We start from the raw sequence: 24013 nt of genomic DNA on the forward strand, positions 1-24013 counted from the left end.
AGTCCCGCGAAATCCTTTGGTGGCAAGGAGGAGGTGCGCTCTTGTGCAGACGTTTATACGACGTCCCAGCCTGCTTACGCGCGCCGCCGCCGCAGCATGAGGCCTCCCAGGGCCAGCAAGAGCAGGCTGGCGCGGCCAGGTTCGGGGACGACGGCGATGTTCCCAGAGGTGGTGAACTGGCTCACATCCCAGATCAGACCGCTGGCGCTGATGTCCGGCAGGTCAAACTGGCTGCCGTTGTCGCCGCTCCCATCGCGGTAGTTGGTGCCCACGGAGAAATTGCTGAAATCCGTGGTCAGCAGGGCCGACCAGTCCAGTAAGTTGAAAACATCCCCCGCATGCGGGGTGTAGCCGCTGGCCAGCACGACGATGTTCCCGGCCACGGTCAGCGTGCCACTGCTGCCGTTGAAGACCAGCCTGTCATGCCCGCCCACGCCTGTCACGGAATTCAGCCAGGTGTTGTAGCCCGCGCTGCCCACCGCATTACCCCCAAAGTTTCCATCGCTGGCGGTGGCTGTGGTCAGGTCGAGAGAGATCTTGGAGCCGGCCGCCAGATTATACGAGGCCGTGGAGACAGGGGTGAAGGTCAGCGTGCCATGGCTGGCAGCCGTCGTGCCATCACCTGCGTAAAGGGTGGCGCTGGCGCTCAGTGTGAAGCTGCTGCCCCGTACCACCCCGGTGCCGGAGAGGCTGGCGTTGGCGGCCACAGTCACCGCGCCTGTTCCCGTCTGTCCCACACCTGCCTTGCCCACCTGCAGCGTGCCTGCGTTTACGCTGGTGGCGCTCGTGTAGGTGTTCGCCCCGCTGAAAACCCACGTGCCTGTCCCCGTTTTGTTGACGGCAAGCGTGTTTGACAGCACGCCCTGGACTTCCCCGGAGCCGGAGCCCGTCATCGTGAAGGTGTGGTTGGTGCTGTCCGTGGACGCGGCGTTCACATTACCCTGGATCAGAAGGCTCCCGGCCGCCGCATCCAGCGTCAGTGTAGCACCCACCGTGGCGCGCACAGAGCCTGCCCAGGTGTTGTTTCCAGACACGTTTTCCACGTAAGGCGTGATCACCGACTCTCCAGTGACGGTGATGCTGTTTCCCAGCTGCAAATGGCCGGTCGTGGAGGAAATCAGGACACCATTGCCCGTGGAGCCCAGCGCACCATTGCTCAGCACCAGCAGATTGCCCGCACTGACAGTGACCAGCCCGGAAAACGTTCCGGTGCCGCTTAGCGCCAGGGTGCCAGCCCCTGCTTTGGTGATTCCAGTGGCAGTGCTGCCATCCGCGATGCCTCCGCTCAGCGTCAGGGTGCCTGCCGTGACGGTGATGGTGCGCGTGGTCCCTGCTGCCGTGCCCAGACTGACAGCACCCGTGCCGAGATCCAGCGAGTTGGTGAGCGTGGCGGTAAAGTCTCCGTTGATCACAATGGCGTTGCTGTTCGCGATCGCCACCGCCGCTCCGCTGCTGTTGCCCAGCGTGCCTCCATTGATGGTGAAGGTGCTTGCGGTGGCACCCAGGGCGGTGCTGCTGTTTACGTTGAGCCCGCCTTGATTGAGCGTCAGGCCGCCAGTGAAGGTGTTGGTGCCGCTCAGGCTCTGCGCAAACGAGCCCGTTTTGATCACCGAAAGCGCTCCGCCGCCAGTGCCATCCGCCAGGCTGCCGGCAAACACGGCGTCCGCAGTAGAGTTGATAGTCAGAGTGGCGGCGGTGGCATTTTGATTGCGCACGGTGCCAGCCCCTGCTCCCGCTGTGGAGGCCAGCCCGCTGAGGGTGATGGAGTTGCCGTTGAGCGAGAGGCTTTTCACCAGGGTGCTGCTGGCAAAGGTCACCTTGTTGGGCGTGGTGGAGTTCAGCGCCCCTGCGCCGTCGATGCGTACGTTCGTCACATCGACCGACAGCCCGCCGGTGAAGGTGTTGTTTCCTGCCAGCGCGATTGTTCCCGTGCTGGTCCCCTGGGTGCCAAGGCTCAGCGTGCTGCCGGCGGTGGACTCACCGATATTCGAGCTGATAACTGAGGCGACGGCGCTGGTGTTTTGCGTAATCAGCGTACTGCCTGCCAGTGTGATCGCCCCGGAGAGCGTGAGGTTGTTCACATCCAGGCGGATGGCCCCGCGCCCTCCGGCACCCGAGCCGCTCAGGGTAAAGGGCACCTGCCAGTTGCCGCTGGCACCCAGCACCAGCGTGGTGTTCGTGCCCACGTTCACACTCGTCAGCGTGGCGGAAGGCAGCGAGTTCACACTATTCACCTGCACAAACAGCCCGTTGGTGTCTGCCGACGTGAGCGAAAAGGTGCCGGAGAGCGTGGAGGCGCTGCCAATGGTCACGAGCGCAAAGGCGCCAGTGGCTTTTTGCAGGGTGATGTTGCTGCCGCTGAGCGTCGAATTGATCGTCAGGCGCGAGTTGAGCGAGCTGGACCCGTCCTGAACCGTGATCGCGGAACCGGAGGCGAGTGAGATCGTGCCCCCCGTCAGGGTGTAAGCCGAAGTAACTGCCCTGAAAATCAATCCATTGGCATTCACCGTGCCAGAAACGATGATCGTGCCGCCTGCTCCGCCTGCACCTATCGCTGCCGTATTTCCCGCTGAGTTCGACCAAGTCTGGTTCTGCTGCGGCGTTGTTTCATCAAACCAGTTGCTGGCACCATCCGTCCAGTTTCCAGAGCCATCTTGGGCACCGTCTGTACCTTTGTTCAAATCCCACACAAAGGTGGCTCCTCGGGCTTGAAAAACGGACATCGCTCCGAAAAGGAGAGCGGCCAGTGTCAGATGGAGGTTTTTGAACAAGAACATTCGAAAGGAAAGGGGGGAGAGACAATGGCAGGCCCTGACCGTTGGAAAAGTACTAGAACATAAGCGCCTCCTTTATTCTGCTTGGAGGCAGGGAATGATGTTTTCCCCGTGCCTGGACCAAGATTGGCCGTGAACTTGCTAATTGATGTCTGGCAGGCACTGAGTTCCCCCGTCTGCACCAGCCCCCGCATGTCCATCCACGTCGCCCTCCACCATCGCACCAGCTACCGGTACGAACGCCCCGTCGAGCTGGGGCCCCAGATCATCAGGCTGCGTCCTGCCCCGCACTCCCGGACGCGCATTCTGAGCTATTCGCTCAAAGTCACGCCCAAAAAACATTTCCTAAACTGGCAGCAGGACCCCCAGTCCAACTACCTCGCACGCCTCGTCTTCCCGGAAAAAACCGACGAATTCACCGTCGAGGTGGACGTCGTCGCCGAAATGACGGTGTTCAACCCCTTCGACTTCTTCCTGGAGCCCGAGTGCGAGCACTTTCCTTTTAAATACGACGCCGTCCTCGACCACGAACTGGCCCCCTTCGTCAAGGCCGCTGATTTCACCCCCAAGTTTGGAGAATACTTCAAGCGCCTTGAGACCGACCTGCTGGAGATGAAACCCTGGCCGCCACGCACCATCGACGTGCTGGTCTTCATCAATCAGCGCTTATGGAAGGACATCGGCTACACCGTCCGCATGGAGCCCGGCGTCCAGACCCCTGAGGAGACGCTCACCAAGCTCACCGGCTCCTGCCGCGACACCTCCTGGCTCATGGTCCAGGTCCTGCGCCGCCTGGGCTTTGCCGCGCGCTTTGTCAGCGGTTACCTCATCCAGCTCAAGCCAGATGTGAAATCCCTCGACGGCCCCAGCGGTACCGAGGTCGATTTCACCGACCTCCACGCCTGGTGCGAGGTCTATCTCCCTGGCGCTGGCTGGGTCGGCCTCGACCCTACCTCCGGCCTCTTTGCAGGGGAGGGGCACATCCCTCTCGCGGCCACACCAGACCCCCAGAGCGCCGCCCCCATCTCCGGCTTGGTGGAGCCCGCCGAGACCAAGTTTGAGTTCGAAATGAAGGTGGACCGCGTCTTCGAGTCCCCCCGTGTCACCAAGCCCTACACCGATGAGCAGTGGGCGGAGATCGAGGCTCTCGGTCACGCTCTCGACAAGGAGTTGGAAGCATCTGACGTCCGCCTCACCATGGGTGGCGAGCCCACCTTCGTCTCCATCGACGATGCCGAAGGCGCCGAGTGGAACACCGCTGCCGTGGGTCCTATGAAGGCCCGCCTTTCGGATGAGCTCATCAAGCGCCTCAAGGCGCGCTTCGCCCCCGGTGCCTTCCTCCACTACGGCCAGGGCAAATGGTATCCCGGCGAATCCCTTCCCCGCTGGTGCTACGCCAGCTACTGGCGCAAGGACGGCGAGCCCCTCTGGGGCCACCCGCAACTCTTTGCAGACATGCAGAAGGACTACGGCGTGAATGAGACCCACTCCGCACGCTTCATCCATGCTTTGGCGGAGCGCCTCGGCTGCGGCGGCAAATGGATCATGCCCGCCTACGAAGACGCCTTCTACTACCTGTGGCGGGAGCGTCGTCTGCCCTCCAACGTGGACCCGCACAAATCCAACCTCAAAGACGAGGAGGAGCGCTCGCGGCTGGCCAAAGTCTTCGAGCAGGGGCTCGATAAGATCATCGGCCACGTCCTGCCACTCAAGCCTGCCTACAATGGCTGGGAAACCGGCCCCTGGTTCCTGCGTACCGAGCGCTGCTACCTCATCCCCGGAGACTCCGCCATGGGCCTCCGCCTTCCGCTGGATTCCCAGCCTTGGGTCAAAACCACCGACTACCCCTACCACCATGAGCAGGACCCCATGGAGGATCGCGATCCGCTCCCAGACCGTCAGCACTTCGTGCGCGGCATCGGTGGTGTCCCCGCCTCCTTCTGGAAACGGCTGGCCCTTTCTCAAAAAGGCCCCAAAGGCCTCGGAGATCTCACGGAAGAAGAGCGCAAAGCCCTCGATGAGGAGCTTCAGCAGCGCATCGACCCCGCCTTTCAGCCCCCTACCGTCGGCCAGTCTGCCGACTGGGTCGTTCGCACCGCCCTCTGCGTGGAGCCGCGCGATGGCAAGCTCCACGTCTTCATGCCCCCCACCAAGACGCTGGAGGAGTACCTCTCCGCCCTCGGTGCTGTGGAGGATGTGGCGCTCGCTTTGGATCAACCCATCGTTCTGGAAGGCTACCCGCCGCCCTACGATCCACGCGTGAACGTCCTCAAGGTCACACCCGACCCCGGCGTCATCGAGGTGAACGTCCATCCCGCCAAGAACTGGGACGAGATGGTCAATATCACCGAAACCCTCTACGAAGAGGCCCGCCAGACCCGTCTCGGCACCGAGAAATTCATGGTAGATGGACGTCACACCGGCACCGGTGGGGGCAATCACATTGTCATGGGCGCCGAATACCCCAAGGACAGCCCCTTCCTCCGTCGCCCGGACCTCCTGCGCAGCCTCGTCACCTACTGGCAGAATCACCCCGCGCTCTCCTACATGTTCAGCGGTCTCTTCATCGGCCCCATGAGCCAGAGCCCGCGTATCGACGAAGCCCGCAACGACTCCCTCTACGAGCTCGAGGTCGCCTTCAAAGCCGCCTCCGAATCCGGCCATGTGCCCCCTTGGCTGGTGGACCGCCTCTATCGTAATCTCCTCATCGACTCCTCTGGCAACACTCACCGCGCCGAGTTCTGCATCGACAAGCTCTACTCCCCGGACAGCAGCACCGGCCGCCTCGGCCTGCTGGAGATGCGTGGCTTTGAGATGCCACCGCACTCACGCATGAGCCTCGCTCAGGCCCTCATGCTCCGCACCCTCATCGCCCGTTTCTGGAAGGAGCCGTACGAGGCACCCCTCGTGCGCTGGGGCACCGACATCCATGACCGCTGGATGCTCCCTCACTTCGCCTGGAGCGACATCGAGGACGTCTGCCACGACACCCGCCAGGCCGGCTACGAGCTCAAGCCCGAATGGTTTGCTCCACACTTCGAGTTCCGCTACCCGCTCAGTGGCGACTGGTCCTCACGCAATGTGCACATCGAGATCCGCCAGGCGCTCGAGCCCTGGCACGTGCTCGGAGAAGACGCCGGCATGGGCGGCGCGGTCCGTTACGTGGACTCCTCCTTGGAGCGCATCCAGATCAAGGCTCAGGGCTTGGTCGAGGGCCGCTACGCCATCACCTGCAATGGCCGCACTGTCCCGCTGCACCCCACCGGCACCAATGGCGAGTACGTCGCCGGAGTGCGCTACCGCGCCTGGCAGCCGCCAAACTGCCTCCAGCCTACCGTTGGCGTGCACTCACCGCTCACGATTGATCTCGTGGACCAGTGGAATCAGCGCTCCCTCGGCGGCTGCACCTACCACGTCGCCCATCCCGGCGGCCTCAGCTACGAGGTCTTTCCCGTCAATGCCTACGAGGCCGAAAGCCGCCGCTACGCCCGCTTTTTCCGCCACGGCCACACGCCTGGGAAGATCAAAGTGGCCCCCGCCACGCCCAATCCGGAGTTCCCCTTCACCCTGGACCTGAGGCACGCATGAAAGTAAAGAATCGGGATGCACAAAGCATGAACGATTCTTACAGTCGCTACCCGCACCGTTGCACACGCATTGATCTTCCAATCCCAAAGCTCCACTTCCGCCGCACCTCCTGCCACACCCCGGGCTGCTCCTCCGCAGCTCGACGGCACGGCGGTTGAGGGGCATTACGATGAACTCCGCGAGGCTGGTGGCAAAGTGCGCTCCCACTACGAGCCCGTCATCGCCGACCTTCAGAAGCGGGACGTCGCCGGGGTCAAGCGCCTCGCAGACACCGCCCGCCGCCTGCTGGCGGAGCGCGGCGTCACCTTCAACATCTACGACGCCAAGGGCCTCGATACCCCCTGGCAGATGGACCCGGTGCCCTTCGTCATCTCCGCCCGTGAGTGGGAGGCCATCGAAAAGGCGCTCATCCAGCGTGCCACGCTGCTCAATGCCATTTTGACAGACAGCTACGGCCCTCAGCAGCTCATCAAGGACGGCAGCATGCCGGCGGCCATGGTGCTCGCCCAGCCCAGCTACATCCGCGCCTGCCACGGCATCAAGGTGCCCAATAACAAGCCTCTCCAGGTTTACGGCGCCGACATCGTTCGTGCCCTGGATGGCCAGTGGTGGGTCATCTCCGACCGCACTCAGATTCCCACCGGCTCCGGTTACGCGCTGGAAAACCGCCTCATCACCTCCCGTCTGCTGCCCGATGTCTTCCGCGACGCACGCGTCCGCCGTCTCGCCGGTTTCTTCCGCCAGATGCAGCAGTCCCTCGCCGCCCTGGCTCCGCGTCCGGTCGAGGAGCCCCGTGTCGTCCTGCTCACGCCCGGCCCCTACAACGAGACCTACTTCGAGCAGGCCTACCTGGCCCGCTATCTCGGTTACACGCTCGTCGAAGGCGAAGACCTCACCGTGCGCGATGACCGCGTCTATCAGAAGACGCTCAACGGCCTCGAACCCGTCGACGTCATCCTGCGCCGTGTGGACGACGATTTCTGCGATCCCCTGGAACTTCGCAACGACTCCATGCTTGGTGTCCCAGGCCTCGTGCGCGCTGTGCGTGCGGGGAATGTGGCCCTGGCCAATTCCCTCGGCTCCGGCCTTGTCGAAGCTCCGGCCATGATGGCCTTTCTCCCCAGTCTCAGCCGCAAGCTCCTCGGAGAAGAGCTCCTCATGCCCTCCGTCGCCACTTGGTGGTGCGGCCAGGAGAATCCAAAAGCCGAGGTGGAGAAAAACATCGACCATCTCGTCATCAAAAACGCCTTCAAAGTCCGCGGACGCGAGATCAACTTTGGCGAACACTTGACCGTCACTGAGCGCACTGCCCTCATCGAACGCATGCGCTTTGCCCCGGACCGCTGGGCCGCGCAGGAAAAGATCTCTTTCTCCACCGCCCCCGTCTGGGAGGACGGCCACCTCGTCCACAAACCCGTCAGCGTGCGCGTTTATCTCGTCGCGACCCAGGACGGCTACATGGTCATGCCCGGCGGCCTCACCCGCGTGGCTGCCAAGATGGACTCCTCCCTGGTCTCCATGCAGAAAGGCGGCACCACCAAGGACACTTGGGTGCTCAGCGACGGTCCGGTGGACAATGTCACCCTCCTTTCCAATACCAGCACACCCGTCGAGCTCCGCCGCACCGGGCATAATCTCGGCAGCCGTGTGGCCAATCATCTCTACTGGCTTGGACGCTATGCCGAGCGCGCAGAGTCCAGCGCCCGCCTGCTGCGCTCCACCCTTCTGCGCTGCTCGCCGGAGAGTGGCATGAGCGAGACCCCGCTGCTGCTGCCGCTGCTTGAAGCGCTCAAAAATCTTACCGTCCTCGATGACGTCAATGATGTCGCCGCACTCGCCTCCCAGCAGGAGCAGCTGGAGGCCCGTCTGCTGGAGGCCATCTTCGACCCCGATCACCCCTCCAGCGTCCGCTCCTGCGTGGCCCACATCCAGCGCATCGGCGTTCTGCTTCGTGATCGCATCTCCGTCGATACCTGGCGCGTCATCAGCCAGCTTGGAGACGCCTTGGACACTTATGAGAACACCCCCAGCGTCACGCCCATGTCGGACGCTCTCAATGTGCTCACCCGCATCATTCTGGAGCTGGCCTCCTTCCACGGCCTTGCCAAGGAGAACATGACGCGCGCCCAGGGCTGGATGTTCCTCGACATGGGCCATCGCCTTGAGCGCACTGTTTACATCTGCGAGCTGCTTCGCTCCGGACTGCGTAGCGCTGATGCGGAAAACCCCAGCCTCCTGGAGGCCATTCTTGAGGTCGGAGACAGCACCATCACTTACCGCAATCGCTACAGCCTCCTCCCTCAGCTCGCTGCCGTCTATGACCTCCTCATGCTCGATGAGCTCAACCCCCGCGGTCTCCGCTTCCAGTTCGAGCGCATTCGTCAGCAGTTTGAGCACCTCCCCCACGAGCAGAAATCCGCGCTTCTCACCCCGGCCATGCGCATCTTCCTGGAGCACAACACCCGCCTCCAGCTCTGCGATCCTACGGAACTCGCCCGCGTCGAGCACGGCACCTGGGCGCAGTCCCAGGTCGCAAAGCTTCTCACCCAGCTCATTGAGGCCATGCCCCAGCTCAATGACGCGTTGACCGCTTCTTACTTCGCACACTCCACCATCAGCAGCAGCGAGGTCGCTCCTCCGGCTGAACCTGCGTCCACGTGATGAAATACCGCATCACCCATCGCACCACATACAGCTACAGCTCCCAGGTGGCGGTGTCCCACCATGCCGCTCGCCTGCGTCCGCGAGATACCGAGACGCAGCGCTGCATGGAGTTCAGCCTCAGCTTTGATCCCGATCCCGATCTCCGCACTGAGCACATCGACTCCTTTGGCAATCAGGTCGCCTGCTTCTCCGTGCAGAAACTTCACAATCACTTTGAGGTCACCTCCCGCAGCTTCGTCTCGCTCACGCCCGTGCTGCAGCCCGACCCTCTGCAGACACCGCCTTGGGAGGAGGTGGCTGGTTTGTTCCGTGATCCCGTTTCCGCAGACCTGCTCGACCCCTGCCAGTATGTTTACGTCAGCCCGCTGCTCGTGCCGGAGATGCAGTTGCGGGACTTCGCACTGCCCAGCTTCACCAAAGGCCGGCCCCTCCTCGCAGCCACTGCGGATCTCTTCCGCCGCATCTACAAGGAGTTTGTTTTCGACTCCAAGGCCACCACCATCAGCACACCGCTCAAAGAGGTGCTGGAGAAGAAGCGCGGCGTCTGCCAGGACTTCGCCCATCTAGCCATCGCCAGCCTGCGCGCCATTGGGCTGCCGGCGCGTTATGTCAGCGGCTATCTTCGCACCCACCCCCCGGCCGGCAAGCCTCGTCTCCAGGGCGTCGATGCCTCCCATGCCTGGGCCTCCTGCTTCGTGCCAGGTTTCGGTTGGGTGGACTTTGATCCCACCAACAACTGCTTCACCTCCCTCGATCACGTCACCGTCGCCATCGGCCGCGACTTCTCAGACGTCAGCCCCGTGCGTGGCATCATCACCGGTGGCGGCAGGCACACCGTCGGCGTCGGCGTCGATGTCGAGCCCGTCGGCGACTGATCAAACTCGGGCCACACCTCCTATTTTTAAAGCGTTTGAAACTCTGGCACAGGGGCTGCTAAATAATAAGATCCCATGTCGTCACTGTTTAACGACTACCAACCAGAGAGCTTCTTCGACGAGGTGTTTTCCCAGACAAGGAAGGCGCGCACGCACTACGGAGCCATGCTTGATAGTGTAGGTTCACTCACTCCCTCCGAATATTCTGCGCGTCAAAAAGCCGTGGATGCCGCCTTCCTCCGTCAGGGCGTCACATTCACCGTCTATGGCGATGACCAGGGTACCGAACGCATCTTCCCCTTCGACCTCATGCCGCGTATCATTCCGCAGCGTGAATGGGAGACCGTGGAGGCCGGACTGATCCAGCGCATCACCGCGCTGAATCTCTTCCTCAACGATGTCTATCACGGTCAGAAGATCATCAATGACAAGGCCGTCCCCGCTGAGCTCGTGCTCTCCGCCTCTCATTACCGGCCGGAGTTCCGTGGCATCAAGGTGCCCCACGGCATCTACATCCACATCTGCGGCACCGACCTCGTCCGCGATGGCAAGGGGGACTACTACGTCCTTGAGGACAACGGCCGCTGCCCCTCCGGCGCCTCCTACATGCTGGAGAATCGCAACGCCATGAAGCGCGCCTTCCCCGGCCTGCTTCAGTCGCTCCCTGTGCGTCCTGTGGACGCCTACGGCTCCATGCTGCGGGAGACCCTCGCGCACCTCGCCCCCAGCAGCGTGCTCGATCCCGTCATCGTCGTGCTCACCCCGGGCATCTACAACAGCGCCTACTTCGAGCACTGCTACCTCGCCAAGCAGATGGGCGTGCCCATCGTCGAAGGCCGTGATCTCATCATCCGCAATGACCGCGTCTTCATGCGCACGACCAAGGGCCTGGAGCAGGTCCACGTCATCTACCGCCGAATCGACGACGATTTCCTCGACCCCCAGGTCTTCCGCAAAGACTCCCTCCTCGGCGTCCCCGGCATCATTAATGCCTACCGCAAAGGCAATGTCGCCCTCGCCAACTCCATCGGCACCGGCGTAGCCGATGACAAGGCCGTCTATGCGCTCGTGCCGAAGATGATCAAATACTACCTCGATCAGGACCCCATCCTGCCGAATGTGCCCACCCATCTCGGCGTCGAGCCCAAGGAGTGCGAGTACATCCTCGACAATCTCGACAAGCTCGTGGTCAAGGCCGTCAATGAATCCGGTGGCTACGGCATGCTTATGGGCCCGCACGCCTCCAAAAAGGAGCTCGCCGAGTTCGGCGAGCGCATCAAGAAGAACCCGCGCAACTACATCGCGCAGCCCGTTCTTCAGCTCTCCCGCCATCCCGTCTTTGTGGACGACCACTTCGAAGGCCGCCACATCGACCTCCGCCCCTACGTGCTCTGCGGCGACCGCGTGCGCGTCGTCCCCGGCGGTCTTACCCGCGTCGCGCTCAAAAAAGGCTCTCTCGTCGTGAACTCCTCCCAGGGTGGCGGCAGCAAGGATACCTGGGTCCTCTGGGACGATCCCCTGGACAAGCCTGCCGAAACCTCTCACGCCGCCTGATCACACGCCATGCTTAGCCGAGTCGCAGACAGCATTTACTGGATGGCACGCTATGTCGAGCGTGCCGAAAACCTCTCCCGCCTCCTGCTCTCCACTCAGGATCTCCTGCTGGATGCCGGAGCCGAGGGCGTGGATGAAGCGCAGTTCTGGCAGCCCCTCCTCGCCACCACCGGAGACGAGGAAGCCTACTTCGGATTGCACAAGAAGATCAAGGGCAAGGACGTCACCGACTTCCTCGCCCTTCGTGCGGACAATCCCAACTCCATGCTTAACAGCATCCGCGCCGCGCGTGAAAACGCCCGCACCGTGCGCGATCAGATCTCCGACGAGATCTGGGAGTCGTTGAACTCCCTGCGCCTCTTCGTCGAATCCGCCGAGGGCAAGGCCATGCACCGCACCCAGAGCGCCGCCTTCTACGAGCGCGTTCTCCGTGGCTCCTATGAGTTTCAGGGCGTCGCAGACTCCACCACCCCGCGTGGCGAAATTTGGTATTTCCTCCGCGTCGGCACATGTCTGGAGCGTGCGGATAAAGTCTCCCGTCTTCTCGACACCTGCTCCGGCCTCTCGCTCGAGCTTCCTCCCTCTCCCAAGGCTCGCCCCCTGCGCTGGGCCGCTCTCTTGCGCTCCTGCTCCGCCTGGCATGCCTTCCAGACCAAGTGCAGCAGGCAGGATCCGGCCAAAATCATCGAATACCTCCTGCTCGACGAGACCTTTCCCCGCTCCATTGCCTACTGCGTCGCGGAGGCAGAGGTCGCTCTCCAGGCACTGTGTGCCGGTGCCGGCATCCAGGGCATGCCCCCGCTGCTGCGGCATGTGGGGCGTCTGCGTGCCGACCTGGCTTACACCACCGTCGAGGAGGTCCTCGCCTTTGGCCTGCACGAATACATCGACAATCTGCAGACACGCCTCAACCAGATCGGCGAGGCCGTCTTCCAGACCTTCGTCCTCCACGCCGAGCTCGCCATGCCGGCCGAGGAGCCTGTGCAGGAGGTCGTCATCAGCGTCCCTGGCGCTTATCACGCCCATGTTGACGAAGATGCCCAGATTCAGCAGCAGCAACAGCAGCAGTAGTTCCGACGTATTTGCGTCTCCTGCCGTTCCACCGCCATGCGATTTCGAGTCTTCCACCGCACGCGCTACGTTTACCGTGCTGCGGTCCGCGATAGCTACAACGAGGTCAGGCTCCGGCCTGTCACCGATGACAAGTCGCGTCTCGAATTCTTCCTCCTCAACGTCAAGCCCCCCGCCCGCCTCCAGCACTTCCGGGACAACTGGCTTAACTATGTCCATTACTTCGACATTTCAGAGCCGCACTCGGACCTGACCATCGAGTCACAGTCCACCATCAACACCACCAATCCCTACAAGGACGGCAAGCCCCTCGGCGTCACCTTCGAGATGCTCAAGGACGAGATGGATGAAATGGTCCTCCCCTTCCTTGGAGACAGCCACTACATCGCCATCACCGCTGAGGTCTGGCGTCTCGGCATCGACATCCGCAACGAGAGCAACGACGTCTTTGAGACCGCCGAGGCCGTCATGAATTACATCTACCGGGAGTGGAAGTACTCCCCCAGCACCACCACCTCATCCACTCACATGGCCGAGGTTCTCCACAGCAGGCAGGGCGTCTGCCAGGACTTCGCCCACCTCATGATCGGCATCTGCCGCGCCCTCGGTATCCCCGCCCGCTACATCAGCGGCTACCTCTACAACGGCCCCGACTCCCACCTGCGCGGTGCCCAGGCCTCCCACGCTTGGTGCGAGGTCCATCTCCCCGGCAAAGGCTGGTTCGGCCTCGACCCCACCAACGCCACCCTCGCCGACGAGCGGCACATCAAGATTGCCACCGGCCGCGACTACCACGATGCCGCCCCCATCTCCGGTTACTTCGACGGCCCTCCCGGTGCCACCACCGCCCTCCAGGTCGAGCTCGAAGTCCGTCGTCTCGACGGCTGATCATCCGCTGAATCTTCCGTTGTCTTTCACCCCCTGCCCGCTACAATTCTTTCAGCGGGCCGCGCAACCGGGTTGGAAACTTCAAAACCGATTCTGAAGCAAGGCTTCCAGAATCAATTTTTTAAGTTATATGGGGTTGTTCTCTCTTCCGGTGGTGAAAATAGGATCGGTGTCCATGGATGGCACGGAGCCGGTGTTCATACTTGGCCCCTGCGTTATCGAGAGCGAGGACTTCATCTGGGGTGTCGCCGAAAAACTCGGCGCCATGGCGCAGCAGCACGGCTGGCGCTGGGTCTTCAAAGCCTCCTACGACAAGGCCAATCGCAGCGCCATCTCCTCTTACCGCGGCCTCGGTTGCGAGGCCGGGTGCAAGCTCCTCGCCCAGATCGGTGCCAAGCTCGGCGTCCCCGTCACCACCGACGTCCACACTGTTGAGGAGGCAAAGCAGGCCGCCGAGCATATCGACCTCCTCCAGATCCCCGCCTTCCTCTGCCGCCAGACCGACCTCATCGTTGCCGCAGGCGAAACCGGCCGCACCGTGAACGTCAAAAAAGGCCAGTTCATGGCCCCCTGGGATGTCAAAAACATCGCCGACAAGCTCGTCGCCTCCGGTTGTCAGAATTTCATGTTCACCGAGCGCGGCACCACTTTCGGCTACAACAACCTCGTGGCCGATATGCGCTCCCTCTACTGGATGCGGGAGCTCGGCTACCGCGCCGTCATGGACGCCACCCACAGCGTCCAGCGTCCCGGCGGTCTTGGCACCGCCACGGGCGGCGATGGCAAGCTCGCCCCCGTCCTCGCACGTGCCGCCGTGGCCACCGGCTGCGATGGCGTCTTCATGGAGACCCATCCGGACCCCGCCAAAGCCTTCTCAGACGGCCCCAATCAAATCCCCCTTTCGCAGATCGCGGAAGTGGTCGAAACCTTGCGCAAGATTCATGGCCTCGTTCGCGACATCTCTTGAGCGGCTCTACCCTCGCAGGATCGCGCTTTCCGTCACCATGGGCGTGGTGGCGGGTCTCGTCATGTTTGCCGCCGGTCAGCAGACCGCACCCACCGACCCCGGCATGGGGGCCTTCCTCCACATGGTCCCCCTCGGCACCGTCAACAAAGGTGCCGTCATCCCCTCCTTTGACTCCACCGGCCGCCGCACCTCCCTCATCACTGCAGACGTGCTTCGCCGTGTGGACGACGAGCGTATCTACGCTGAAAACCTCGTGGTGCAGATGTTCAACGCAGACCCCAAAAACGACGTCCGCATCGACCTCCGCACCGCCTTCTACCAGATGGCCGGCGAGGGCGGCATCCTCCGCAGCACTGAGCGCAGCCGCGTCACCCGTGCAGACTTCCAGATCGAGGGCGACAGCCTCATCTTCGACACCGCAAAAAATCAGGGCCGGATGACAGGAAACATCCATATGGTCATCTTTGACAGCGGCACCGACAGCAGCGAGGTACCACCCCCCGCCGATCGTCCCTCCTCCAAGTAATATGAAGACGCCCACCCTCCTGTTCATTGCCCTTCTGGCGGGCAGCGCCGGTGCGCTGGCCCAGGCCCCGGAGGATGCGCGCCCGCTTTTCGATTTCCGCAAAAAGAAGGTCGATGACGACACCGCCGCCAAGGCCCTCAATGCTGCCAAGGAAGCCGTCAAGCAGGTGCCTGACTCCGTCAAAGACAAGGCCAAGGAGCTCCTCCTCTCACCCGATGGCGTCGAGATGCGTCAGAAGGCCCTCCAGGCCGCCCAGGGTATGATTCAGGGCGGCAGCAGCAACAGCGCGGCCCCCACCCCCGTAGCGGCACCCGCCGCATCTACCCCGGCTCCGGCTGGCTCCACACCGCCTGCTGCCGACGCAGCACCCGCTCCGGCCTCTCCCAGCATTCCTGTCGTGGAGGCTCCGCCTCCTCCTCCTTCCGGTCCGCGTCCCAAGCCCCTCCAGCCGCTGAACCTCGACGAGGTGCCCAAGGCCACGAAAGGCCAGATCGACATCACCGCCCAGAAAAGCGCCTTCTTCGACGCCAATAACAACTACGGTATCTACACCGGAGACGTGAAGGCCCGCCACCCGCAGATGTACATCGAGTGCGAGGAGCTCGAGCTCTTCATGGCCAAGCAGGAGGGCGGAGTCCTCGGTGCCCCCAAGCCCAAAAAACCCGCGCCCGCCGCCAGTGATGCGGACATCGTGGCTCCCTCCAAAAAGAAAGCCGAAAACACCGCCCCTCCCATCGACAAGGCCGACGCCCGCGGCCCCATGGTCACCGTGGAAAAAGTCGCCGAAGATGGCGAGCTCCAGATCGGCCATTGCAAGCACCTCATCTACGACGGCAAAACCGGCAACACCACCCTGCTCGAATGGCCCCAGGTCCAGGCTGGCAACCGCCTCCACAAGGCCACCGAGGCTGGCTGCATCATGGTCATCGACAAAGCTGGCAAGCTCACCACCACCGGCGGTCACGAGACCATCGTTCTTCAGGGCGATGAGGCCACCCCCCGTAGAAGTGTCCAGTCCCTCCCTCCGCAGTGATCATGGCGACGCGAAAGAAAAAGCCGAAGAACAATGACGACGGCGGGAATGCACTGCCACTCCCTCTGGTCGATGGTCGTCCCAACGGCGGGGTAGGGGGCGTCAATCCAGACGAAAACACCCTCCTGCACACCGAAGGGCTCAAAAAAGTCTATGATGGTCGCGCCGTGGTCAATGGCGTCGATATTGAGGTCAAAAAGGGCGAGATCGTCGGCCTCCTCGGCCCCAACGGCGCCGGCAAGACCACCACCTTCTACATGATCGTAGGCCTCGTGCAGCCCAATGGCGGCAAGGTCATCTTTGACGGCAAGACCGTTACCAACGAGCCCATGTACATGCGCTCCCGCTTCGGCATGGGCTACCTCCCGCAGGAGGAGTCCATCTTCCGTCGCCTCACCGTCCGTGAAAACATCATGGGCGTCATGGAGACCCAGCCCTATTCCAAATCAGAGCGTGAGGACCAGACCCAGTCCCTCATGGAGAAATTCGGCATCGACCACGTCGCCGACAATCTCGCCATCACCCTCAGCGGTGGTGAAAAGCGCCGCCTCACCATCGCCCGCTCCCTCGTCACCTCGCCCAAGCTCCTCATGCTCGATGAGCCCTTCAGCGGCGTGGACCCTATCGCCGTCAGCGAGATCCAGGAGATCATCCGCATGCTCCGCAGCGCCGGCCTCGCCATCCTCATCACCGACCACAACGTGCGCGAAACCCTCAACATCGTGGACCGCGCCTACCTCATCTTCGAGGGCCGCGTGCGCCGCCACGGCAGCAAAGATTTCCTCGTCAATGATGACGAAGCCCGCCGCCTCTATCTCGGCGAGGGCTTCACCATGTAACATTTCAACCAACCCCAACAAAGGAGCACACCATGCAAAAACACAACGTCAACCTCCCCATCATCGTGACCGCCCGTCATATGGAAGTCACCGATGCGATCCGTGATTACGCTCACAAAAAGGTCGAAGGTCTCCACTTGGATTACCCCCGCATCATCGAGGCCAAAGTCGTCCTCGACGTTCAGAGCCATCATCGCCACATCGCGGAAATCATCCTCTTCTGCGCCGACCACATCGTCATCGAAGTGAAGTCCGTCACCGAGGACATCTACGCCTCCATCGACGAGAGCATCAGCAAGATCGCTCGTCGTATGCGCAAGTACAAGACCCGCCTGCTCAAGAGCCATCGCCCCCGCAAGGAGACTTCCATCCGCCACCTCGAGGAGCACGTCTTCCATCAGGAAGTGCTGCACACCGAGCAGGAGCACATCGAGCCCGCCTACGTTCACAAGGAAAAGCACAAGGTCCGCCCTCTCTACGTGGACGAAGCCATCATCGACCTCGAAATCAGCGAGCGTCCCTTCGTCATGTTCCACAACCAGCAGACCCATCGTCTCGCCATCGTCTTCCGTCGCAAAGACGGCGACTACGGCCTCATCGAGCCCGAGCTGGAAGTCGCCGCCAACGGTGCCGCCTAGTAATTCGCGGAGTCACTCTCTCATCATTCTCACCCACGGAGCGGCCTGGTTTCAGGCCGCTTCTTTTTTGACCTGAGCCAGATATTTGCGGCAGTTCTCCTCGCCCATGTACTTGCCCAGCAGCTTCTCGTCGATGTCGGTAAAGTCCACCATGATCAGCCCGTCCACCACCGACGAGAAATCCTTGTCCACGTTGAAGCTCAGCAGTGTCGCGTTCAGCTTCAGGTAGTGCTTCAGCAGGATCGGGATGCCCTTGCCGTCCGTCTCCAGGCTGGAGATCAGCGCCGAGCAGTCGTCTACATTCTGCAGATCTGCGCTGATGAATTCACGCATCATCCGCCGGTTGCGCATGTAGCGGAAAGGATTGCGCGCCTTCACAAAGCTCGACAGGTGCGGGTGCATCCGGTTGTCCTGCAGGAATTCCACAATCATCTTCCGCGAAAGGCTGCTGTAGTCCTTGCTGATGCTTACCGGGCCAAACAGCTTCTTGTAGTGCGGATTGCGCGCGATCCAGTGCGCGATTCCCTTCCACAGCAGCGGCAGGGAGGCCAGGTTGCGCTGGTAGGCCTTGATGATGAAGCTCCGCCCCATCTCCACCGCATGCTCCAGGTTCGCCAGAAACGGCTTCTCAAAGCGGAACAGCGTGCTCGTGTAGAGTCCCTTGGATCCATACTCGCGCAGGATCACATCCGCACGCCCCAGTCGGTATGCACCAGCCACCTGCTCCTTCTCCTCATCCCAGAGGATCAGGTGCTCGTAGTAGCGGTCATACTTGTCCAGATCGATCTCATTGCCCGTGCCCTCTCCCACTTCACGGAAGGTCACCTCGCGCAGCCGCCCGATCTCCGGCAGCAGCACCGGGATCTCATGCGAGTGCGCTTGATACACAGACAGATTCCCCTGGCCCACCAGACGTCCGCCCCGCGCTCGGATGCGGTCGATCTCTTCCACCATGTGGGCTTGCTGCGTTTCAGTCGGAGGCTTGATGCTCAGGTTTTCGCCAGTCACCGTCAGCTTGGCCGTCTGCTCCTTGCCACGTTGATGTAACACAAACGTGTGGATGCGCAGGTAGCGTGTCAGGGACTCATCATCCTCAAATTTCTTCAGGCGTGAATACGGGATCGGCTGTCCCACCCGCATCGGCACCGGCGTGTTCGCACGGTTGCAAAATTCGCGCAGCAGCAGGCCCGTCCGCAGGCGTGGATGGATCATCCCCGCGGCATGGAAAAGCGCGCTGTTTGAGCCCGGGAAATACACCGGCAGCACCGTCGCCTGCGTGCGTCGCACCAGGGAGCCTACATGGTTGCTCCACACCGGTTCGTCCAGGCCACGTCCCGGCTTGTACGAGGCCACTTCGCCGGCGGGGAAAATGATCAGCGCTCCTCCAGCGCGCAGCAGACGCAGTGCTTCCTTCATCGGTGCCAGGTTGCGCTTCGCCGCGCCTTCACCGCCAAAGGGGTCCACCGGGATCACATGATCCTTCAGCTCCTTCATGGCCAGCAGCAGGGAGTTCGTCATCACCTTCAGGTCAGGCCGGAACTGTCCCGCCCATCGCGCCAGCATCACCGGGTCGATCACCCCAAACGGATGATTCGCCACGATGACCAGCGGCCCCTGCTTCGGAAACACAAACTCAGATGGCAGGTCCACATCCTCCTGCAGCTTCAGCGAGTGCGCCACGGAATCAAACCACGCAAACACGTTTGGATACTGCGGGTGCATCTTGTACAGCCGCGCAGACTCATTGTAGCACGCCTCAAAGCCGCGCAGACCCAGCGCCGATTCCACGGCGGGGCCGATCAGACGGTAGATCCGTCGCTGCATCGGGGTCTTGAGGTGCTCGCTGAGATTGAAAACCATGGGAGCGGTCTGGGATTTTAAAGGGGGTATGTCACCATCCATCCTCCCGATTACGCTTCAAGCAAGCGCCATAAGCGTATCGTTTTTGTCATTATCAAAATTGAAAGGGTCAGCTCAGCACACCCTGAATCTGTCGCATCCAGTGCTCCGCCCGGGCGCCAAAGCTCAGCTCATCCTTCTGGTAGAGCACACCTCGGGACACATTCACCAGCAGCGGAGCCTTGCGCCCGCTGCCTTTCAGCGCCGCCAGGTCACCCCCCTGCGCTCCCAGGCCCGGGATCAGCAGCGGCACGTCCGGAATGTGGTCCAGCACGTCCGGCGCGGCATTCGTCAGCCCCACCACCAGTCCGGCCTGCGGGTGCCCGGCCGTCATCCCGGCCACGATCTCATACACCTGGCGGTCGCCAGTTTGTTGCAGTTCAATGTCCTGTGCCCCGGGGTTTGAGGTCACTCCCAGCAGGTACAGCCCCTTGTCCGTGTATTTCAGGAAAGGCTCCAGCGTGTCCCGCCCCATGTAGGCGTTCAGCGTCACCGCATCCACATTCATTACCTCAAAGCATGCCTTCGCGTAGTACCCCTGCGTCTCGCCGATGTCTCCGCGCTTCACGTCCAGCACCACCGGGATATCCTTCGGGATCTCCTGCAAAATCTCCTCCAGCATCTTCATCCCCCGCCAGCCCAAAGCCTCAAAGTACGCCGAGTTCGGCTTGAACGCCGCCGCATACGGCGCCGTCTGCTCGATCACGTCCAGAATCCACCGCTTCGTACTCTCCTCCGCATTCTCCGCCCTCACATCCAGCCCCACACACAGGTTGGATCCAGTTTTGGCAATGCGTTGGTTCAGTTTGTCGAGAAAGCTCATGCTCCTTTTCCATCGCACGGCTTCGCTTCTTCGCAAGCCTCCGCATTTCATTGACCATTATGCGGAAAACCTTTAGAAAAATCCTATGACATTCAAAGCCCTTCTCGCCGCCCTGGGTTTCAATCTCCTCGCCGCCTCCTTTGCCTTCTCCCTCTGGGCGGAGTGGGGGCCCTATTCCTGGGTGGCCTCCGCGCAGCTGGCGCTCATCGGCAGTTACTTTGGCAAGGCCACCTTCATCCTCACTTTCATTCTCCATCTCATCCCGGCCATGATCCTTCTCATCATGGCCAGGGGCCGGGCGGCGCTTGTGCTCGCTCTGGGCCTCCCCGGGCTCTTCCTTCTTGCCCATCTGGCCGCCACGATTTACTTCGTCAGCACCGGCGGCACTCAGGCAGATGCCTCCAGCTTCGACGCCGCCGTTCGCAGCGCTGCCTTCGTCCCCCACAACATCAGCCTCCAGCGCTCCCAGCTCCCAGGATTGGATCTGGACAAAACCTCCGGCATCCGCTCCGGCGCGTCCGACCTCGGCGCAGACCTTTACATCCCGTTCATCACCACCGTCTCGCAGCCCTCAGAAACCAGCGTCGTCCTCCTGTCCAAATCCGACAATCTCAAAAAGCTCGCTCAGGGAGAGCCCCTCACCGGCGTCATCCAGAAAGCCCCGCTGCCATACCTGGTGCGCAAGACCTGGCCTCAAAACCCCTCCCTCTTTGCCGTCATCATCGAAGATCGCGCCTCCGTCCGTGGCAACTGGATCGGTGCCGCTGTCGTCTATGTCGTCCTGCTCATTTGGGGAGCCTCCCACTTCTTCAAACGCCGCCGCCTCCTGCGCACACCGCAGCCTTGAAGGAGCCGCTCATCAAATCCCCAGGCGCATCCAGAGAGTCACCGTGAACCGCCACCAGTCAGCATCCCGCCCAGCGCCATTCATGAAAATTCACGGACATTCGTGATCATTCGCGTTCAAGGCCCCGCCGTCGCTGGATGAGCATTCCTTCATTCAGCCCTCTCCGAGGAAACAGTTTGGGAAATGGGAGAGAGATTGATTTTCAGAGTTCATTGCTGCGGCCTTCTAATCGCTGCGTTGTTAAAAATGAGTGTCCCCTGATTTTTCCACCCTCTTTCTGAGCCCCCAAATCCCGTCCAGAAAAAATTTGTGCCGCCCGCACTGCCCGCCATTCTGCCCCATCTTTACCCGATGAGCACCCCCGCCGCCACCCAGCCCCTCGTGGGCATCATTATGGGATCCAGTTCTGACTGGCCCACCCTCCAGAACGCCGCCCATGTGCTCGATGGCTTCGGCGTGCCCTACGAAAAGAAAGTCGTCAGCGCCCATCGCACCCCCCAGCTTCTCTACGACTACGCCACCACCGCCTCCGAGCGTGGTCTCAAGTGCATCATCGCCGGAGCTGGCGGCGCTGCCCACCTCCCCGGCATGACCGCCAGCATGACCACCATCCCCGTGCTCGGCGTCCCTGTCCTCAGCCGCGCTCTCAGCGGCATGGACAGCCTCTACTCCATCGTCCAGATGCCCGGAGGCATCCCCGTCGCCACCTTCGCCATCGGCGATGCCGGTGCCACCAATGCCGCCCTCTTCGCCGTCTCCATGCTGGCCAATGAAAACCCCGAACTCGCCGAAAAGCTGAAGACCTTCCGTGAGCGCCAGACCCAGAAAGTGCTCCAGAGCCAGCAGGAGCTCGAAGCCAAACCCAAGGCATGAAGTTTCCCCCTCCCTCGACCATCGGCGTCCTCGGCGGCGGCCAGCTCGGCCGCATGCTCGCCCTGGAGGCCCGCCGCGCCGGACACCGCGTTGCCATCTTCACCGACGAGCCCCACGGCTGCCCCGCAGGCCAGTACTCCGACGTCGAAATCAACGCCCCCTACTCCGACACCGACGCCCTCTCCCGCTTCCTTCAGCAGGTCGATGTCGTCACCGCCGAGTTCGAAAACATCCCCGCCTCCTGTCTCGCCGCCGTCGAGGCCGTGAAGCCTCTCCGCCCCGGAGCCAAGGCCCTCATCACCACCCAGCACCGCGAGCGCGAAAAAAACTTCCTCCGTGACCAGGGCATCGCCTGCGCCCCCTTCCGTGTCATCGACGACCTCGCCGGACTTGAGGCCGCCGTCGCCGAGCTCGGCCGCCCCTGCGTCATCAAAACCGCCGCCTTCGGTTACGACGGCAAAGGCCAGTGCAAAGTCACCGCCGAAACCGACCTCGCCCAGGCCTGGAGCAGCTTCACCGGCCAGCGCGCCGTCGTCGAGCAGTGGGTCTCCTTCGTCTGCGAAGTCTCCGTCGTCGGTGCCCGCAGCATCTCAGGCCAGATGGCCACCCATGGCTGCGTCGAGAACCAGCACACCCACCACATCCTCGACGTCACCATCTCTCCCGCCCGCGTCGATCCCCAGATCACCGAGCAGGCTCTCGCATTGTGGAAAGCCGTCGCCGAAGGCCTCGACTACGTCGGCACCATGGCCGTCGAAATGTTCGTCACCACCGACGGCAAAGTCATTGTCAACGAAATCGCCCCACGTCCGCACAACAGCGGCCACTACACCATCGACGCCTGCCGCACCAATCAGTTCCAGCAGCAGCAGCGCGCCGTCTGCGGCCTCCCCCTCGGAGACGCCTCCCAGCACACCCCGGCGGTCATGGTCAATCTCCTCGGCGATGTCTGGCCCGCCCCGCTGACTCACCCCGACTGGTCCCCAGTTCTCAATCACCCCGGTGCCAAGCTCCACCTCTACGGCAAACGCGAAGCCCGCCCCCGCCGCAAAATGGGCCACTTCACTGTATTAGGAGATACAATTGACGCGGCGCTGCGGGATGCGCTTGAGATTCGGAAAGCGCTGGGGATTGGCTAACCGCCTGCGCGAGCGCGAAGCGTCTTGGAGTGCGGTGGCAAAGATGCAAGGCGCAAGCCTGCATCGGCGACACCGCTTTCGTCGGCCGGGCGGAGATCCTCCGGCCTCTGTGCATCCTGCAACCGTCTCGAAAGCGGTGTGGCACTCACCTTTCGGACAGCCTGCGGTTGTCTATCACCGCTTCGCTCGGGTTCCAAGACGCTGCCGCGCTTGCTTCACCCCATGCCATTCCGTAGCATTCACCTATGCACCCCGATGCCGACCCCAAGCTCGCATGGCCCCATGCGCCGCTTCATCGGCTCGGCACCCACGGCATCTACTTCGTCACCGCCGCCACCTATCTAAAGGAGCACCACTTCCGCAGCCCTGACCGCCTCACCGTCCTCCATCGCGGCCTTCTCAAAGTCTGCGCCGACTCTGGCTGGCGCCTCGAAGCCTGGGCCGTCTTCTCCAATCACTATCACTTCGTAGCTGAATCACCACCCACGGCAGAAAACCTGCCTGATCTGCTGGGTTCACTCCACGAGAAAACCGCCAAATGGGTCAACAAGCTCGACAACACACCCGGCAGAAAAGTCTGGCACAACTACCGCGAAACCCTGCTCACCTTTGAGCGCTCCTATATCGCACGGCTGAACTATACCCATCAAAACGCCGTGAAGCATGGCCTCGTCTCCAAAGCCTCAGACTACCCCTGGTGCTCCGCCGCCTGGTTTGAGCGCCACACCAGCAAGCCCATGATAGAGTCCATCTACCGCTTTAAAACCCAGCGTATCCAAGTCCCCGACGGCTACGAAGTCCACACAGACTGGTGAATGCGCGGCAGCGTCTTGGAACCGGAGCGTAGCGGAGATAGACAGCCGCAGGCTGCCCGAAGGGTGAGCGAAGCGAATCAATGCGGTGGCAGAGTTGCACGGCGCAAGCCTGCATCGCCGACACCGCTTTCGTCAGCCGGACGTGGGTGCTCTGGTCTTTGCGCATCCTACACCGTCTCGAAAGCGGTGTGGCGCTACGC

General features: G+C 62.1%; 18 protein-coding genes. 15 read left to right on the plus strand and 3 right to left on the minus strand.

Features of this window, described 5'->3' with window-relative positions; translation table 11 throughout:
• Positions 1–74: 74 nt before the first annotated feature.
• Positions 75–2723 (minus strand): beta strand repeat-containing protein, encoded by a 2649-nt coding sequence (locus tag HNQ65_RS11350; RefSeq protein ID WP_184339641.1) that lies wholly within the window; start codon positions 2721–2723, stop codon positions 75–77.
• A 243-nt stretch (positions 2724–2966) separates the two neighbouring features.
• On the opposite strand from HNQ65_RS11350, the gene HNQ65_RS11355 reads away from it, so the two are divergent.
• The 11 genes from HNQ65_RS11355 to hpf all read left to right on the plus strand — a co-directional run bounded on the left by HNQ65_RS11355 (position 2967) and on the right by hpf (position 17417).
• The gene (locus HNQ65_RS11355; RefSeq protein WP_184339642.1) at positions 2967–6362 is read left to right on the plus strand and encodes a transglutaminase family protein; all 3396 of its coding nucleotides are present in this window, start codon (positions 2967–2969) and stop codon (positions 6360–6362) included.
• A 69-nt stretch (positions 6363–6431) separates the two neighbouring features.
• Complete coding sequence (locus tag HNQ65_RS11360; RefSeq protein WP_184339643.1) at positions 6432–9023, plus strand: circularly permuted type 2 ATP-grasp protein; 2592 nt, start codon at positions 6432–6434, stop codon at positions 9021–9023.
• Positions 9023–9901, plus strand: a complete 879-nt coding sequence (locus HNQ65_RS11365; RefSeq protein WP_184339644.1) for a transglutaminase family protein — start codon at positions 9023–9025, stop codon at positions 9899–9901. Before HNQ65_RS11360 ends, HNQ65_RS11365 begins: the two co-directional genes overlap by 1 nt.
• A gap of 75 nt (positions 9902–9976) precedes the next feature.
• Positions 9977–11455: a circularly permuted type 2 ATP-grasp protein gene (locus HNQ65_RS11370; protein ID WP_184339645.1), complete on the plus strand. Its 1479-nt coding sequence runs from the start codon at positions 9977–9979 to the stop codon at positions 11453–11455.
• A gap of 9 nt (positions 11456–11464) precedes the next feature.
• Positions 11465–12526 carry an alpha-E domain-containing protein gene (locus tag HNQ65_RS11375; protein ID WP_184339646.1) on the plus strand — a complete coding sequence of 354 codons (1062 nt, stop codon included), beginning with the start codon at positions 11465–11467 and terminating at the stop codon, positions 12524–12526.
• A gap of 36 nt (positions 12527–12562) precedes the next feature.
• Positions 12563–13414, plus strand: coding sequence for a transglutaminase family protein (locus HNQ65_RS11380; RefSeq protein WP_184339647.1), 852 nt, complete (start codon positions 12563–12565; stop codon positions 13412–13414).
• A gap of 130 nt (positions 13415–13544) precedes the next feature.
• Positions 13545–14381, plus strand: coding sequence for a 3-deoxy-8-phosphooctulonate synthase (kdsA, locus tag HNQ65_RS11385; protein ID WP_184339648.1), 837 nt, complete (start codon positions 13545–13547; stop codon positions 14379–14381).
• Positions 14356–14907, plus strand: a complete 552-nt coding sequence (locus tag HNQ65_RS11390) for a hypothetical protein (RefSeq protein WP_184339649.1) — start codon at positions 14356–14358, stop codon at positions 14905–14907. Before kdsA ends, HNQ65_RS11390 begins: the two co-directional genes overlap by 26 nt.
• Before the next feature lies 1 nt (position 14908).
• On the plus strand, positions 14909–15940 hold the full coding sequence (locus tag HNQ65_RS11395; protein WP_184339650.1) for an LptA/OstA family protein: 1032 nt from the start codon (positions 14909–14911) through the stop codon (positions 15938–15940).
• 2 nt (positions 15941–15942) lie between these two features.
• Positions 15943–16779: an LPS export ABC transporter ATP-binding protein gene (gene lptB / locus HNQ65_RS11400; protein WP_184339651.1), complete on the plus strand. Its 837-nt coding sequence runs from the start codon at positions 15943–15945 to the stop codon at positions 16777–16779.
• A gap of 32 nt (positions 16780–16811) precedes the next feature.
• A complete protein-coding gene (gene hpf, locus HNQ65_RS11405; protein ID WP_184339652.1) occupies positions 16812–17417 on the plus strand; it encodes a ribosome hibernation-promoting factor, HPF/YfiA family in 606 nt (201 codons plus the stop codon).
• Positions 17418–17468: 51 nt separating this feature from the next.
• On the opposite strand, the gene HNQ65_RS11410 is transcribed toward hpf, so the two are convergent.
• Complete coding sequence (locus tag HNQ65_RS11410) at positions 17469–19277, minus strand: lysophospholipid acyltransferase family protein (RefSeq protein WP_184339653.1); 1809 nt, start codon at positions 19275–19277, stop codon at positions 17469–17471.
• A gap of 109 nt (positions 19278–19386) precedes the next feature.
• Positions 19387–20139, minus strand: coding sequence for an orotidine-5'-phosphate decarboxylase (gene pyrF / locus HNQ65_RS11415; RefSeq protein ID WP_184339654.1), 753 nt, complete (start codon positions 20137–20139; stop codon positions 19387–19389).
• Between the two features lie 85 nt (positions 20140–20224).
• On the opposite strand from pyrF, the gene HNQ65_RS11420 reads away from it, so the two are divergent.
• The 4 genes from HNQ65_RS11420 to HNQ65_RS11435 all read left to right on the plus strand — a co-directional run bounded on the left by HNQ65_RS11420 (position 20225) and on the right by HNQ65_RS11435 (position 23813).
• On the plus strand, positions 20225–20986 hold the full coding sequence (locus HNQ65_RS11420) for a hypothetical protein (RefSeq protein ID WP_184339655.1): 762 nt from the start codon (positions 20225–20227) through the stop codon (positions 20984–20986).
• Between the two features lie 351 nt (positions 20987–21337).
• Positions 21338–21859 carry a 5-(carboxyamino)imidazole ribonucleotide mutase gene (gene purE, locus HNQ65_RS11425; RefSeq protein WP_184339656.1) on the plus strand — a complete coding sequence of 174 codons (522 nt, stop codon included), beginning with the start codon at positions 21338–21340 and terminating at the stop codon, positions 21857–21859.
• Entirely contained in the window at positions 21856–22998 is a 1143-nt protein-coding gene (locus tag HNQ65_RS11430; RefSeq protein ID WP_184339657.1) for a 5-(carboxyamino)imidazole ribonucleotide synthase, read from the plus strand. Before purE ends, HNQ65_RS11430 begins: the two co-directional genes overlap by 4 nt.
• Positions 22999–23243: 245 nt before the next feature.
• Positions 23244–23813 carry an REP-associated tyrosine transposase gene (locus HNQ65_RS11435; RefSeq protein ID WP_184339658.1) on the plus strand — a complete coding sequence of 190 codons (570 nt, stop codon included), beginning with the start codon at positions 23244–23246 and terminating at the stop codon, positions 23811–23813.
• The last annotated feature ends 200 nt before the right edge of the window (positions 23814–24013 follow it).

This window comes from Prosthecobacter vanneervenii (assembly GCF_014203095.1).
Taxonomy (GTDB): Bacteria; Verrucomicrobiota; Verrucomicrobiia; order Verrucomicrobiales; family Verrucomicrobiaceae; genus Prosthecobacter; species Prosthecobacter vanneervenii.

Excerpts from the sequence above, each read along its gene's own strand:
- HNQ65_RS11350 (WP_184339641.1), bottom strand. The coding sequence starts at position 2,723 with ATGTCCGTTTTTCAAGCCCGAGGAGCCACCTTTGTGTGGGATTTGAAC.
- HNQ65_RS11355 (WP_184339642.1), top strand. The coding sequence starts at position 2,967 with ATGTCCATCCACGTCGCCCTCCACCATCGCACCAGCTACCGGTACGAA.
- HNQ65_RS11365 (WP_184339644.1), top strand. The coding sequence starts at position 9,023 with ATGAAATACCGCATCACCCATCGCACCACATACAGCTACAGCTCCCAG.
- HNQ65_RS11370 (WP_184339645.1), top strand. The coding sequence starts at position 9,977 with ATGTCGTCACTGTTTAACGACTACCAACCAGAGAGCTTCTTCGACGAG.
- HNQ65_RS11375 (WP_184339646.1), top strand. The coding sequence starts at position 11,465 with ATGCTTAGCCGAGTCGCAGACAGCATTTACTGGATGGCACGCTATGTC.
- HNQ65_RS11380 (WP_184339647.1), top strand. The coding sequence starts at position 12,563 with ATGCGATTTCGAGTCTTCCACCGCACGCGCTACGTTTACCGTGCTGCG.
- kdsA (WP_184339648.1), top strand. The coding sequence starts at position 13,545 with ATGGGGTTGTTCTCTCTTCCGGTGGTGAAAATAGGATCGGTGTCCATG.
- HNQ65_RS11390 (WP_184339649.1), top strand. The coding sequence starts at position 14,356 with ATGGCCTCGTTCGCGACATCTCTTGAGCGGCTCTACCCTCGCAGGATC.
- HNQ65_RS11395 (WP_184339650.1), top strand. The coding sequence starts at position 14,909 with ATGAAGACGCCCACCCTCCTGTTCATTGCCCTTCTGGCGGGCAGCGCC.
- lptB (WP_184339651.1), top strand. The coding sequence starts at position 15,943 with ATGGCGACGCGAAAGAAAAAGCCGAAGAACAATGACGACGGCGGGAAT.
- hpf (WP_184339652.1), top strand. The coding sequence starts at position 16,812 with ATGCAAAAACACAACGTCAACCTCCCCATCATCGTGACCGCCCGTCAT.
- HNQ65_RS11410 (WP_184339653.1), bottom strand. The coding sequence starts at position 19,277 with ATGGTTTTCAATCTCAGCGAGCACCTCAAGACCCCGATGCAGCGACGG.
- pyrF (WP_184339654.1), bottom strand. The coding sequence starts at position 20,139 with ATGAGCTTTCTCGACAAACTGAACCAACGCATTGCCAAAACTGGATCC.
- HNQ65_RS11420 (WP_184339655.1), top strand. The coding sequence starts at position 20,225 with ATGACATTCAAAGCCCTTCTCGCCGCCCTGGGTTTCAATCTCCTCGCC.
- purE (WP_184339656.1), top strand. The coding sequence starts at position 21,338 with ATGAGCACCCCCGCCGCCACCCAGCCCCTCGTGGGCATCATTATGGGA.
- HNQ65_RS11430 (WP_184339657.1), top strand. The coding sequence starts at position 21,856 with ATGAAGTTTCCCCCTCCCTCGACCATCGGCGTCCTCGGCGGCGGCCAG.
- HNQ65_RS11435 (WP_184339658.1), top strand. The coding sequence starts at position 23,244 with ATGCACCCCGATGCCGACCCCAAGCTCGCATGGCCCCATGCGCCGCTT.